This window comes from Longirhabdus pacifica, assembly GCF_004115085.1.
GTDB lineage: Bacteria > Bacillota > Bacilli > Paenibacillales > DSM-105158 > Longirhabdus > Longirhabdus pacifica.
Window position 1 is genome coordinate 13,415 of record NZ_QXJP01000022.1, and the last position, 13,366, is coordinate 26,780.

The 13,366-nt window shown below is 38.9% G+C and carries 12 protein-coding genes; 10 read left to right on the top strand and 2 right to left on the bottom strand.

The features are described from left to right. The first annotated feature begins 11 nt into the window (after nt 1-11). The 5 genes from D1Z92_RS13955 (at nt 12) to D1Z92_RS13975 (ending at nt 6,050) form a co-directional block, all read left to right on the top strand. Nucleotides 12-2,087 carry a peptidoglycan D,D-transpeptidase FtsI family protein gene (locus D1Z92_RS13955; RefSeq protein ID WP_128896289.1) on the top strand — a complete coding sequence of 692 codons (2,076 nt, stop codon included), beginning with the start codon at nt 12-14 and terminating at the stop codon, nt 2,085-2,087. A 343-nt stretch (nt 2,088-2,430) separates the two neighbouring features. Then, nucleotides 2,431-3,408 (top strand): metal ABC transporter solute-binding protein, Zn/Mn family, encoded by a 978-nt coding sequence (locus tag D1Z92_RS13960; protein ID WP_128896290.1) that lies wholly within the window; start codon nt 2,431-2,433, stop codon nt 3,406-3,408. A gap of 18 nt (nt 3,409-3,426) precedes the next feature. Beyond that, nucleotides 3,427-4,185, top strand: a complete 759-nt coding sequence (locus D1Z92_RS13965; protein ID WP_128896291.1) for a metal ABC transporter ATP-binding protein — start codon at nt 3,427-3,429, stop codon at nt 4,183-4,185. A 24-nt stretch (nt 4,186-4,209) separates the two neighbouring features. Then, complete coding sequence (locus tag D1Z92_RS13970; RefSeq protein WP_128896292.1) at nt 4,210-5,139, top strand: metal ABC transporter permease; 930 nt, start codon at nt 4,210-4,212, stop codon at nt 5,137-5,139. Nucleotides 5,140-5,141: 2 nt separating this feature from the next. Further along, complete coding sequence (locus tag D1Z92_RS13975; RefSeq protein ID WP_276318878.1) at nt 5,142-6,050, top strand: metal ABC transporter permease; 909 nt, start codon at nt 5,142-5,144, stop codon at nt 6,048-6,050. 468 nt (nt 6,051-6,518) lie between these two features. Here D1Z92_RS13975 and D1Z92_RS13980 read toward each other — a convergent pair whose 3' ends face one another. Further along, on the bottom strand, nt 6,519-6,848 hold the full coding sequence (locus tag D1Z92_RS13980; protein ID WP_128896294.1) for a hypothetical protein: 330 nt from the start codon (nt 6,846-6,848) through the stop codon (nt 6,519-6,521). Nucleotides 6,849-7,056: 208 nt separating this feature from the next. Here D1Z92_RS13980 and asnB point away from each other — a divergent pair, with 208 nt between their 5' ends. Genes asnB through D1Z92_RS13995 form a run of 3 tightly spaced genes read left to right on the top strand, consistent with a single transcriptional unit; the run spans nt 7,057 to nt 11,289 of the window. Next, nucleotides 7,057-8,925 (top strand): asparagine synthase (glutamine-hydrolyzing), encoded by a 1,869-nt coding sequence (gene asnB, locus D1Z92_RS13985; RefSeq protein WP_128896295.1) that lies wholly within the window; start codon nt 7,057-7,059, stop codon nt 8,923-8,925. After that, entirely contained in the window at nt 8,925-9,656 is a 732-nt protein-coding gene (locus D1Z92_RS13990; RefSeq protein WP_128896296.1) for a Cof-type HAD-IIB family hydrolase, read from the top strand. The genes asnB and D1Z92_RS13990 overlap by 1 nt, the downstream gene beginning before the upstream one ends. Before the next feature lie 13 nt (nt 9,657-9,669). Next, nucleotides 9,670-11,289, top strand: coding sequence for a putative polysaccharide biosynthesis protein (locus D1Z92_RS13995; protein WP_128896297.1), 1,620 nt, complete (start codon nt 9,670-9,672; stop codon nt 11,287-11,289). A 4-nt stretch (nt 11,290-11,293) separates the two neighbouring features. Here the strand turns inward: D1Z92_RS13995 and D1Z92_RS14000 are convergent, their stop codons facing one another. Then, the gene (locus D1Z92_RS14000) at nt 11,294-12,520 is read right to left on the bottom strand and encodes a DUF2515 family protein (RefSeq protein ID WP_128896298.1); all 1,227 of its coding nucleotides are present in this window, start codon (nt 12,518-12,520) and stop codon (nt 11,294-11,296) included. Nucleotides 12,521-12,660: 140 nt separating this feature from the next. On the opposite strand from D1Z92_RS14000, the gene D1Z92_RS14005 reads away from it, so the two are divergent. Further along, nucleotides 12,661-12,870 carry a stalk domain-containing protein gene (locus tag D1Z92_RS14005; RefSeq protein ID WP_128896299.1) on the top strand — a complete coding sequence of 70 codons (210 nt, stop codon included), beginning with the start codon at nt 12,661-12,663 and terminating at the stop codon, nt 12,868-12,870. A gap of 16 nt (nt 12,871-12,886) precedes the next feature. Beyond that, nucleotides 12,887-13,228 (top strand): thioredoxin family protein, encoded by a 342-nt coding sequence (locus tag D1Z92_RS14010; RefSeq protein WP_128896300.1) that lies wholly within the window; start codon nt 12,887-12,889, stop codon nt 13,226-13,228. Nucleotides 13,229-13,366 lie beyond the last annotated feature (138 nt).

Sequence of the window (13,366 nt, forward strand, 5' to 3'; positions counted from 1 at the left end):
TGATACAAGAAATGGTTGCGCATCAAAGAGATGAACAAAAGAAAAAGCAGCGTAAGAAGGTCAATTTTGCGTTTCGGTTGAATGTGTTTTTCTTTTGTATTTTCGTTTTATTTTCTATATTAATTATACGGCTTGCCATATTACAGTTTGTTGAAAGAGAAGAATGGACCGCGTTAAAGACAGAATTCCGAACAACATCCGTACCGATTCCTCCTATACGAGGTAAAATTTTGGACGCAGATGGAGAAGTCGTGGTGTACTCCACTCCAACGCAATCATTGTATTTTCAAATTGAACCAGATCAAAAACAAGAAGATGCTGAAGCTTTAGCAGTGGAGCTGGCTGATGTTTTTAATGCGTATGGTGATGACGATATCATCTGGACAGCTGAAGACATTGTGGAAAAGATGGATTTATTTTTTAGAAAAGATCTGATTAACACTCCACGAAAGTTAAAGACCGATCTGTCAGATCGTGAAATTGCTTACTTTACGGAACATCGTAATCAGTATCAATGGATTGAAATTGTGGAAGAGAGCACAAGACGATACGTAGAGGAAAACAATCAGTTCATCGCACCGCAGTTGATCGGCTATATGCGTCAATATAATATTGCTAAAAATAATGAATCTCCTCTATATGATCTATATCGTGATACAGAGAAAGACTATTTGTCCAAAGAATATGTAGGTTTAGACGGTATTGAGCTCATGTATCAAGAAGAATTAAGAGGAGAAAATGGCAATAAAATTTTCTATACCGATAAACAGCATCGTATTGTCGAGTTGAAAGAAGTCACCGCACCAGTAAAAGGGAGCGACCTTCATTTAACGATAGATAAAGACGTACAAATGGCAGCACAAACCGCAATAAAGGATCACTTGGAATACGTAAAGACGACGAATAATGCGGCATATAGCAGAGGAAGAGAAGCCATTGCAGGTTATGCTGTAGCAATGGAAGTGAAGACTGGTAAAGTTGTGGCCATGGCGAACTATGCAGAATCGCCAGATTATGAAGAAGACATCGTATATGATCCACACGTGTGGAACGATAGTATTAGTCAGGAAGAATATAATAAAATTCAATATTTATATCCTAACGGTTCCATTAAGGATGTACTTGCTAATTATCAAGATGATGCACAGCGGAGGAAACATCCTGGCTCTCTCGTGCCGCTAGGTTCAACAATGAAGCCACTAACGGTGTTAGTAGGATTGAATGAAGGGTTATTCACCCCCGATACGCAATATAGCGATAATGGCAAATTTATATATGGATTAGACGGTTCAAACATTAACAACTCGAATAATAGAGCCAATGGCTTAATAGATCCTGCAGAAGCGCTTCGCACCTCTTCTAATACGTTTATGGCAGAAATGATAGGGGAAAAGCTGTACAACAAACATGGGGGAGCGGAAGCAGTTCAAGTATGGGATAAATATATGAAAATGTTCGGCTTAGGAGACCTTACAGGTAGTGGATTGCCAAATGAAAATAAAGGACTTCGTGGTTATTTAAATACCGAAGCGAGCGGAAGTAATCTAGCAGCACTTGTCTTTGCTTCTTTCGGTCAGAATGCGAGATATACGACGCTCCAACTAGCGCAATATACGGCAACGCTTGCCAATAAAGGTACGAGAATGCAACCACAATTCGTAGAAAAAATTACGAGTTTCGAAGGGGAAGTATTGGAACAGTTTGAGCCAGTCATACTGGAACAAAATGAATTTCCTGAAGCGTATTGGGATGAGATTTATGAAGGGATGAGCAACGTAGCAGCTGGAGGTTTCAGTACGCCATACAATGGGGAGCCGCTTCCTTCCTATACCGTTGCTAGAAAGACGGGTACTTCGGAGCAGGCCGTTTCAGGTTCCATTATTGAAAATGGGGTGTTCATTGCTTTCGCGCCGATAGAAGATCCACAACTTGCTGTTGCTGTTGTTGTTCCAGAAGGTGGATACGGTGCATGGGCGTCAGGACCTATTGCCCGGGCAATATTCGATGCCTACTTTATAGAGCAAGGAGTTATCCCTGATCCTAATGAGCAAACAGAAGAAACACAAGACACTGTGGAAACGGAATAAGCTACAGGTACTGAACAAAATAGAAGCGAATGAACGTAAAGTGTGAACATATATGATGTAATATAATAGGAACATGTTAATACTAGAGATAGATTTCAATCAGTAAACGTATATAAGCTGTTTTATGGTAGTTACAAACGCCACAAAGCAGTTTTTTTGTATGTAAAAATAGACACAAAATAAAAGTTGCACAAGAGCAACTTTTTTGTGTATAATAAATAGTGTGAGTTAAGTGAAAAAAATAGGTACATATGCAAAAGCATAGAACAATGATGATTTTATTCATCAATATGAACAAAAAATATTATATAAGAGGAAGGAACATGGGAGAATGTCAAACGTAATGAAAGTGAAAGTAAATGGATGGAGAAGATTTGGAATAGCATCATTATTTTTAGCAGTGATGATTTTGGTTGTAGCAGGTTGTGGAAGCAATGAAACTAGTGATGAAGAAACAAGTGGAGATGAATCTACCACCGATAAAATAAAAGTAACAGCTACTATTGGAATGATTACAGATGTAACTCGTCATGTTGGAGGAGATCTTACTGAAGTTTCAGGATTAATGAAAGAAGGAACAGATCCTCATTTGTATAAAGCAACACCAGGTGATATTAAAAAATTAGACAACGCAGAAATTATTTTTTATAACGGGCTTTATTTAGAAGCGCAAATGGCGGAAATAATAGAGCAAATGAACAGTGATGAAAAGCCGACAGTAGCGGTTGGTGAAAAACTAGATACAAGCAAGTTGATAGCTGCAGATCCAGAAACAGGAGGGGAATACGATCCTCACGTATGGTTTGATGTAGAATTATGGACTAACGTAACGGAAGAAATTAGAGATGCATTGATTGCATTTGATCCAGACAATAAAGAAGAGTATACAAATAATGCGGAAGCTTATTTAGCAGAATTGCAGGAACTGGATGCGTATGTACAAGAGCAAATTAACACGATTCCAGAAGGGAAACGAGTATTGATTACAGCACATGATGCATTCGGCTATTTTGGTGAAGCATATGGTATTGAAGTTCGTGGGTTGCAAGGTTTAAGTACGGCTTCAGAAGCTGGATCAAAAGACACGGTAGACTTAGTAAACTTTATCGTAGATAACGAGAGCAATGCGGTGTTTGTTGAAACCAGTATATCTGACGAAGCAATCACATCTGTTATTGAAGGTGCTAAGAAAAAAGGACATAACGTAGTGATTGGTGGTTCACTATTCTCTGATGCGATGGGTGCGGAAGGGACAGAAGAAGGAACATATATTGGGATGGTTCGTCACAATGTAGATACCATCGTATCGGCGCTGAAATAAAAAAAGGAGATGTACACAATGAGTCAATCCCCATTAGAAATAAATAATATAAGTGTCGCATATCAGAAGAAGCCAGTGCTTCGTGATATTACCTTTAGTATACCGGAAGGGAAATTGATTGGTATCGTAGGTCCGAACGGAGCAGGGAAGTCTACTTTGATTAAAGCGATACTAGGGCTTATTCCTCGCTTAAGTGGAGAGGTTAAAATATACGGCAAGCCATATAAAGATCAATTGAAAAAGATTGGTTATGTGCCACAAAGAGAATCGGTAGATTGGGATTTTCCTACGAATGCGCTAGATGTCGTAACCATGGGTCGTTATGGTCATCTAGGTTGGTTTAAGCGACCTGGTAAAAAAGAGAAAGAAATTGCAATGGAAAGCTTACGCAAAGTTGGCATGCAGGATTATGCCAATCGACAAATTAGTCAGCTATCTGGTGGACAGCAACAGCGTATTTTCCTGGCACGTGCATTAGCACAAGATGCAACATTATATTTTATGGATGAGCCGTTTGTCGGTGTGGATGCAGCGACGGAAAAGGCGATTATTACGCTGTTGGATGAATTAAAGAAGCAAGGAAAGACTGTTTTGGTCGTGCATCATGATTTAGCTACGGTAAAAGAATACTTTGATTGGGTCATGCTGCTAAATGAAACGTTAAGAGCGATAGGACCTGCGGAAGAAGTATTTACTGCAGACATGCTGCAAGAGACTTACGGAGGAAGATTAGCAGTTTTAGATAAGCAAAAAGAGTCTTCTTTCGTTTTAGCATAAGGTGAAAGTAAGAGGTGAACGTTCATGACGTGGTTTGAAATATTAAAAGAGCCTAATATACAGTGGATATTATGGGCATGTACATTACTAGGTATTGGCAGTGGTGTCATAGGAAGTTTCGCCTATTTGCGTAAGCAAAGTTTGATGGGAGATGCACTTGCTCACGTGGCACTACCAGGAGTGTGTATTGCTTTCTTGTTATCAGGAGTAAAGTCCATTTTCTTATTCATGCTTGGCGCCATGGTGATGGGGATTATATCTACATTTATTATGAGCTATATTACGAGAAAAAGTAGAATTAAACAAGATACAGCGATTGCTATTATTTTATCTGTATTTTTTGGATTAGGTATCGTCTTGCTTACTTACATTCAGCATAATGCAAATGGTAATCAAAGTGGCTTGGATAAATTTTTATTCGGTCAAGCTGCTACGATGATTCGTTCAGATGTGATCGTTATGGCAATCATCTCTGCAATATTGATCGTCATTTGTACGCTGTTTTTCAAAGAATTCAAGTTAGCAAGTTTTGATGCTGGATTTGCCAAAGGTCTTGGCTACCCAGTCGCTTTGATTGAGCAATTAATCATGTTCTTAATTGTCATTGCCGTTGTGGTTGGTATTCAGGCTGTCGGTGTCGTATTAATGTCTGCATTGCTCATTACACCAGCTGTTTCTGCTCGTTATTGGACAGAAAAATTAGGTCTTATGGTTTTCCTTTCCGGTCTTTTTGGGGGAGTAAGTGGTGTAATCGGTACGATCATTAGTGCTAGTGGTAACAATTTACCTTCTGGTCCGCTCGTTGTATTATCTGCAACAGGCATCTTCGTTTTCTCTATTTTGTTCGCACCAAGTCGTGGCGTTGTATCTAAATTTTTATTAAGACAAAGTGTGAAGAGAAAAGTAGAGAAAGAGAAGCAAATGCAGCTAAGAGAAAGGGGTTCGTCAATATGAGTGTGAATGAGCTATGGGTCATTTTGACGGGCATCTTCGTCGCTGCAAGTTGTGGTATTCTCGGTTGTTTTCTTATATTAAGGAAGATGGCGATGGTCGGAGATGCGATTAGTCACTCTGTACTTCCTGGTATCGTTATTGCCTTTTTAATTAGTGGTTCTAGGGATTCTTTAGTAATGACACTAGGTGCTGCAGTATTTGGTTTAGTGACCGTATTCCTGATTCAATTATTCAAAAATAGTGGCGTGCAAACCGATGCTTCTATTGGCGTTGTCTTTACTGCACTATTTGCAGTCGGTATTGTACTCGTTAGTGTATATACAAGACAAATTGATTTAGATTTGGATTGTGTACTATATGGTGAGATTGCTTTTGTGCCATTTGATCGGATTACCCTTTTCGGCATGGATGCTGGACCAAAAGCAATATGGGGTACAGGTATTACGTTTTTTATTACGTTGCTTGTGGTGAGCTTGTTCTACAAACAGTTCAAGATTACATCTTTTGACCCCGCTATGGCAGCATCTGTAGGTATTCCTGTTGCGTTGATTCACTATATGCTAATGGGGTTAGTATCTTTAACGACTGTATCTTCGTTTGAAAGTGTAGGTGCCATTTTGGTTCTTGGTATGCTCGTGGTTCCTGCTGCTACAGCATATTTGTTAACAGAACGCTTAAGTGTAATGATTGTTTATAGTGTGGCAGTTGGTATTGTTAGTACAATTCTTGGATACTATGCTGCGGTATGGTTGGATGCCTCTATCGCAGGTTGTATCGTAACTGTAGCAGGGATTATTTTTGGGCTTACTTTTATCTTTTCTCCCTCTCACGGCATGATTTCGAAGTGGTGGAGAAAACGTAAAATCTTACAAGAAGATCATGCTAAACAAGCGCAGTTAGAAACAGCGTAAGTCATGATGTTTCTCAAAGTGGAGCACAACGTGATGATGGTAGTGAATTCATTTCAATTACAATGAATATGTAAAATGGCGTAAACAAACGATGCTTGTCGTTATGTTTACGCCATTATTATAGTGTTTGAAACTTAGCTAGTTTTTTTTCGTATTTTTGTATTAAAAAAGTCCTTCCATTACGACGAGATTTAGAACCAACAAACTTCACGTTTACAGGAGTTGTAACTCTAACTGTATCGATGACGTTAAAAACAGGTCCTGGTGAGGAGCAGCAAGCTTTTTTACTTGAAATGACGATCTTTAATCTAGGAGCTTCTATCTTCATTTTTATTCTGGATGCATTTACTGTCGTGATTGCTTGTACTTGTATCTACCTCAACTGAAAAAACCTCCAATAACTAGGATGGATTAAAGAAACGATACTTTGTCGTTATGTTTAATCCATTTTTTATTGCATATGAAATGTTAGCTAGCTTTCTTGCGTATTTTTGTAGTTAGATAAGTCCTTCTATTTCGACACGATTTAGCAGCTACATAATTGACAACCACAGGAGTTGTAACTTTAACCTTATCGATGACGTTGAAAGAGGATGTTGGCATAGTGAAGCAACCTTTTTTACTTGAGACGACTAGCTCAATTGCCGCAGCTTTTATTTTCATCTTTATTGTTGAATGCGGTTTAATTAACATGACTTTATTTTTAAGTTTTCCATTTCCGCTTCTCGAAGTATAGGTAGCGATCAATCTAAACGTTGTATTGGAAGTGTTGTTTTTAAATGAAATAAATCCAGACAATGTAATCACCTCACTTTATAACATAAGATGCATTTACTGTCGTCATTGCTTGTACTTGTATCTATCTCAACTGAAAAACCCTCGATTAACTAATGCTTCATTGTTTTTACTACATTTACTACAGCTCCTCAGTAGAATCCTTATTTTACATTGTGTTATAATTGAACATTAGAATGAATGACTTGAATGAGAAGGGATAGGGGTATCCATGTGTGGAATTACTGGTGTTGTAAGATTTGACCAACAGAAGATCTCACCACAACTTTTAACACCGATGATGAACGTCATCCAACATCGAGGTCCAGACGATGCAGGAGTGTGGACAGATCAAGGTGTAGGACTCGGTTTTAGAAGGTTATCCATTATCGATTTAGCAGAGGGTCACCAACCGCTATGTAATGAGGATGAGTCTGTATGGATCGTTTTTAATGGGGAAATCTACAATTATAAAGAGTTAAGACATGATCTCATGCAAAAAGGGCACCAATTTAAAACAGAATCAGATACGGAAACGATTGTTCATCTATACGAACAATACGGAAGCGATTGTGTAAAATATTTACGAGGCATGTTTGGCTTTGCCATTTGGGATAAAAGAAAAAAGCAGCTTTTCGCAGCGCGTGATCACTTTGGTATTAAGCCATTTTACTATACATATAATCAGAAACAATTTGTATTTGGTTCCGAAATAAAAAGCTTACTGCAAATGGAAGGCGTTAAAAATAATATCAATCAGGAATCATTGTATAATTACTTGACTTTTCAATACGTTCCGGAACCGCTAACGATGTTTCAAGGTATACATAAATTACGTCCTGGTCATACGCTTACTGTCACTTATGATGGCAAGGTGCAGATTGCACAGTATTGGGACCCTATGTTTGAACCAGAAGAGAAGCCTTTTGATTATTACGTGGAACAAATTAGAGAAACGTTAAAAGAATCAGTGAAGTTGCACATACAAAGTGATGTCGACAGAGGGTGTTTTTTATCTAGTGGAATTGACTCCACAGCCACTTCTACCCTTATGCGTCAAATAGAAGAAATGAAAACATTCTCCGTTGGTTTTGAAGGTGCGCAAAATGAAACGATTATCGCGAAGCAAACCGCTGAAGCAATTGGAACAGATCATTATGCGAAGCTTATTTCACAGCAAGACTTCTTTAACGTATTGCCTCATGCAGTGTGGCATCAAGATGAGCCTGTAGCAGATCCTTCCGCTATAGCCCTCTACCATGTGGCACAGTTAGCGAAGGAGCACGTGACGGTGGTGTTATCTGGAGAAGGCGCAGATGAATTATTTGGCGGCTATCGAATTTATCGCGAACCGCTAGCGTTGAGACCGCTCAGTTGGCTGCCTCTCCCTATGCGTAGAATGTTAGGATCTCTCGCAGGGATGTTGCCAGCAGGGGTAAAAGGTAGAAATTATTTGCTCCGTGCTTCGAAGACGTTAGAAGAGCGTTTTCTAGGTAATGCGCAGATTTTTAGTGATGATATGAAAGCGCAATTGTTGACGCAGCCTGTTTCGGGAGATTGGAAAGTACCGCATGATTTTGCGAAGCAATTTTACGATAAAACAAAGCATTTAGACGATGTATCCCGCATGCAGTATATTGATTTGAACTTGTGGATGCCTGGGGATATTTTAATGAAGGCAGATAAAATGACGATGGCTCATTCGTTGGAATTACGTGTCCCATTTTTGGACAAAGAGCTGTTTGAAGTGGCAAGAAAAATTCCGATGAAGTACAGAATTGCACAAGGAACGACAAAATATGTTTTCCGCAAAGCGATGGAAGGTATTATTCCAGACTTTATTTTAAATAGACCTAAATTAGGTTTTCCTGTACCACTTCGGGAATGGGTAAAAGGAAATCAAGGTAAAGTGATGTTAGAACAAATGCAAGCTAGTGGTATGGAAGATTATATCAACATGTCAGAAGTGGAAATGATGCTTCGCAATCATCAACAAGGAAATGGTGATTATGCACGGAAATTGTGGACAATCTATATGTTTGGCTTATGGCATCAAACTTATATGGGACAACAATTTGAAGCAAAGGCGGCGGGAATTTAATGGGTAAGTACCGATTGTTAGCGCTCGATATGGACGGCACCTTACTGAATAATGAGCATCGTATTTCAGCAGAAAATGAAAAGTGGATTAAGCAAGCTGTAGATGCAGGGGTTAAAGTTTGCTTCGCCACGGGTCGGAGTATCCGCAGTATGGGAGAATATATTGATCAGTTGCACTACACATCACCGATGGTTACGGTGAATGGAAGTGAATTGTGGGAATCTCCTGTTTCCTTGTTTGCACGATATGAACTGCAAAGGAATGCCGTGGAGAAATTTCATGCATTAGCTGTTCAACAAGACGTATGGTTTTGGGGATATGCTGTGGATGGTCTCTATAATAAAGATAATTGGGACGGTCCAGATCACCGTTGGCTTAAATTTGGTTACTATATCGAGCAACAGGATGTGCGGGAATACATTAGAGAACAAATTCAACAAGAGGGTACTTTCGAAGTGACGAATTCGCATCCATTTAATATTGAAATTAACCCTGAGGGTGTGCATAAAGCGAGTGGATTAGAAAAAGTAGGAGCCATGCTGGATATTTCTATGAAAGAAATGGTAGCAATGGGCGATAGCTTAAACGATGCAACGATGATTCGTAAAGCTGGTCTTGGTATAGCCATGGGTAACGCGCAGCAAGAAGTGAAGGATATGGCTGATCTGGTTACCGTTACGAATGAAGAGAACGGTGTAGCGAAGGTCATACAGGAAATTATATTGGCTTAGAGGGAGAAGGATAGTGAAACGCAAAGACTCATTAATTAAAGGGACCATTATTCTAGCTGTTGCTGCTTTCGTCGCTCGTTTTTTAGGTATTGCGCAAATGGTACCTTTACAAAACATGATGGATGACGATGGTATCAGTTGGTTTAAACAAGCCTACAATATTTACGGTATTTTATTGATGATTGCCACAGCGGGCATTCCAACGGCCATTAGTAAGCTTATTTCAGAGCGAAATGCACTGCGTAACATACAGGAATCATATAAAATTTTTCGTGCCGCAGTGTATTTCGCTATAGTAAGTGGAATTTTGTCTGCCATTTTATTGTTTTTCGGTGCAGAACGTTACACGCAATTTTCTAATAACCCTGATGCGTTATGGGCTGTAAGAGCGATTGCTCCTGCTTTATTTATTTTCCCGCTTATTGCGATTTTGCGAGGGGTATTTCAAGGAAATCAAATGATGCTACCCGGTGCGTTATCACAAATCGTGGAGCAAATTTTGCGTGTGTTTCCTGCGATTATTATCGCTTCACTGCTCTTATATACGTATCAAGTTGACATGAGATGGGTAGCCGCTGGAGCTGCGTTTGGCGGTGTGACAGGTGCAGTCGGAGCGATAGGTGTCATGAGTTATTTTTATTTTAAATACCGTCACCAGTTGTTTCCACCAGATAAGTTAAAATTGCGCAGACAAAAGCCTGTCATGTCATACAAAGATATTTATAAAACGATCTTTAAGACGTCAATTCCGATTACGATTGTATCTATTCTTGTGCCGACGATTTATTTCATAGATTCAACATTGACGATTAGATTGTTATCTGACCAACTTGGTTTACATAAATCGGAAGAAATGTTAGGGATTTTAACGGGACGCGCACAATCTCTTGCTGGTTTGCCTCCAATATTAGCTATCGCACTAAGTTTGTCTATCGTCCCTATTATTTCAACAGCTTATACACAAGGCAAATTAGATGAAGTAAGAGATAAAGCTGCGCAAGCACTTCGTCTTTCTATATTATCTGGCATGCCGCTCATTCTTTGGATCTGTATTTCCGCATTTCCTTTGAACACTTCGTTATTTACAGATGCGGATGGAAGTTACGTCATTATATTAAGTACGATAGCTGCCTTATTTCAAATTGTGATGATGACCGCAGCAGCCATACTAATGGGGCTTGGGAAAACGTATTTATCCGTACGATTTGTAGTATTCGGCATTATCATTAAATTGCTACTCAGCGTACTTCTGTCTCCATTTATCGGAATATATGGTATTGTACTAGCGACTTTATGTTGTTTTCTTGTCGTGATGTGGTTAAATATTCATGCGTTGAAGAAAATAGTGCATTTTCAATTGCTTGGAGCAAGGTGGAAAAACTTTATTGCAGCTTGCAGTATCACCGCGGTCATTGGTTTTATGATATTAGGCTTAGGGTATATGTTTATGGATACCTCGTTACATTATCGTATCGATTATTTTATTCATGCCACGCTAATCGGCGTGTGTATGAGTGTGACGTATGTGATTTCTTTAATAGTATGTAGAGCTATTACACAAGACGACATGGCTTCTTTTCCAGCTATCGCACAAAAAATAACTAGACCTTTATTCCGTCTTGCTGCTCGCTAGACTTTTACTGGTCATCGTTCAGTATCCCGATCTTCTCTCCAGCCAGCACAGATAATTCTAACGCGCTGAACATGAGAGAATGATCGTGGGTCATATCCAACATTTTTGGACGCTTTATGGATTTGAAATAATGCCAAGGATTTGCTTTCGGAAACCAATCAAAACGACGAATCTTTGGTAATCTCATATTATCCCACGCCTCATGCAGGGGTGGACTGTATAATTTTTTGTTTTTGTTGATTAATTTACCTCGATTCATTTTTTTCTCATACAGCAACAAGTTCAGATTTCGCTCAGATTGTACCATGGTGGACTGAAATAACGTAGGCCAGTAATCGCTGCGAGACCCTGAGTGCTGTATTTCATCAGAAAATAGTGCGCACCTTTTATGTACTTCAGGGTAATAGAACAATATAAAATACAACGACTTTCCAAACTCAATTCGTTCATTTATATTGGAGAATTGCTCTAATGTTAATCCGCATACACGATGTTGACTTGGACCTATAGCATACGGAAAAATGACTTGGTTAAATTGAAGTATGGATTGGATTTTAAATGGTAATGTTTCTAGTACGTGTACTTTAAAAAATGGATCTTGCACTACTCTTTCCTCAATATAATGCTGTTCATTAATGACTAGTGCCACCGTTAGCAGCATCGAATCTTTACGCTCCCAAAAGTCATCCCAGAACGGTTTCATGAACGTAGATATATGAAAGGATGGCAAGAGATGAAAAAGATTTTCCTCTCGCTGCCGACTATAATGATACAGCAGTAGCTGTGGATACGCATCTTGAAAAATAAGTGCATTCGCTGTTTCTAAAAATGTAAATATATGTTTTCGGGATACACTTGTGATAAGATGAGGTAAGCATTCCCCTCTTAGATCGGTCATACTCCAGCCCGCATTTCGTGACACCATATGCGCTAAATAAGCCCAATGTAACTCAGGATGTTGATCGTAAATGCGCTTATATGCCATCGTTCGTGTTACGTTGTTTACGTTTTGTTTTACTGTAGTGTCTTTTATATGTTGAATAAGTTCGTGTTGTAAGCACTCATGTTCTAGTTGTTGTTGGGGTAATACTTTTTGTTCTACTTCACTAAGTTCATTTTGGATGCAAGCAATACGTCTGGTGTTGAGAGATAGGCTATTTCTTTTTGAGGATAATGTTAAAGACCATGTTAACTGTTTCCATCGATGATGGAGGTAGGACAAAGGGAACAATTAGAATCACCTTATTTCTATACCGGTTTTGTGTTACTGATTGGTACCTATAGTATATCGATCATTCCGTATTCTCATGTATTTTTTAAACGTTAAATAAAGTTTGTTTGAACTGTTTTCTGCTTGTAGTAAGTTTTTTTATGATGCTACATACTAATCGTGTTATTTCATTCGAAATGGGTTCTAATCAAGCAACGGTGAATGGACAAACGTATACGTTACCGCGTACAATAGAAGATGAATCAGGTGTAGTTTATATTCCCATACGTTTTGTTGCCGAACAACTAGGGACAACGTTGTTGTGGGACGAGTTAGGCTACTCCATTATCATGGTGCAAAAATATAATTAAAGGAGAAGTGACATAGATGCAAAAATTACAAAGCGAACAACAATATGAGCAGTTTATTTCAGAAGATAAGTTGACAATGCTTGTTGTCAAGGCAGATTGGTGTCCGGATTGTCACTTTATTGATCCATTTATGCCAGAATTGATGGAAAAGTATAGTGACTTTACATTTGTAGAAGTGGATCGAGATGAATTTCCAGATCTTTGTGATCGTCTTCATGTCATGGGTATACCTAGCTTTATCGCTTTTAAACAAGGGAAAGAGCTCGTGAGATACGTCAACAAACTCAGAAAGACGAAAGAAGAGATCGAACGCTTCTTTACACAAGCGCGTGCGGTTGCTGAGGAAGTTAGCAAATAAAAGAAGTGAACAACTGAAGAAAATGACCTCATCACAGGGAACTATCGATGAACACATAATATAGCTGCCATTCTTCTTGCAGTATAAAAATATGAAGTAATATAAATGAAAGTCGGCCTCCATTAAAAAAAATGGGCG

What these genes read in the sequence shown, in the direction of transcription:
- D1Z92_RS13990 (WP_128896296.1), top strand. Translation starts at nt 8,925, where the DNA reads ATGGGTAAGTACCGATTGTTAGCGCTCGATATGGACGGCACCTTACTG.
- D1Z92_RS13955 (WP_128896289.1), top strand. Translation starts at nt 12, where the DNA reads ATGGTTGCGCATCAAAGAGATGAACAAAAGAAAAAGCAGCGTAAGAAG.
- D1Z92_RS14005 (WP_128896299.1), top strand. Translation starts at nt 12,661, where the DNA reads ATGATGCTACATACTAATCGTGTTATTTCATTCGAAATGGGTTCTAAT.
- D1Z92_RS13970 (WP_128896292.1), top strand. Translation starts at nt 4,210, where the DNA reads ATGACGTGGTTTGAAATATTAAAAGAGCCTAATATACAGTGGATATTA.
- asnB (WP_128896295.1), top strand. Translation starts at nt 7,057, where the DNA reads ATGTGTGGAATTACTGGTGTTGTAAGATTTGACCAACAGAAGATCTCA.
- D1Z92_RS13960 (WP_128896290.1), top strand. Translation starts at nt 2,431, where the DNA reads ATGAAAGTGAAAGTAAATGGATGGAGAAGATTTGGAATAGCATCATTA.
- D1Z92_RS14010 (WP_128896300.1), top strand. Translation starts at nt 12,887, where the DNA reads ATGCAAAAATTACAAAGCGAACAACAATATGAGCAGTTTATTTCAGAA.
- D1Z92_RS13965 (WP_128896291.1), top strand. Translation starts at nt 3,427, where the DNA reads ATGAGTCAATCCCCATTAGAAATAAATAATATAAGTGTCGCATATCAG.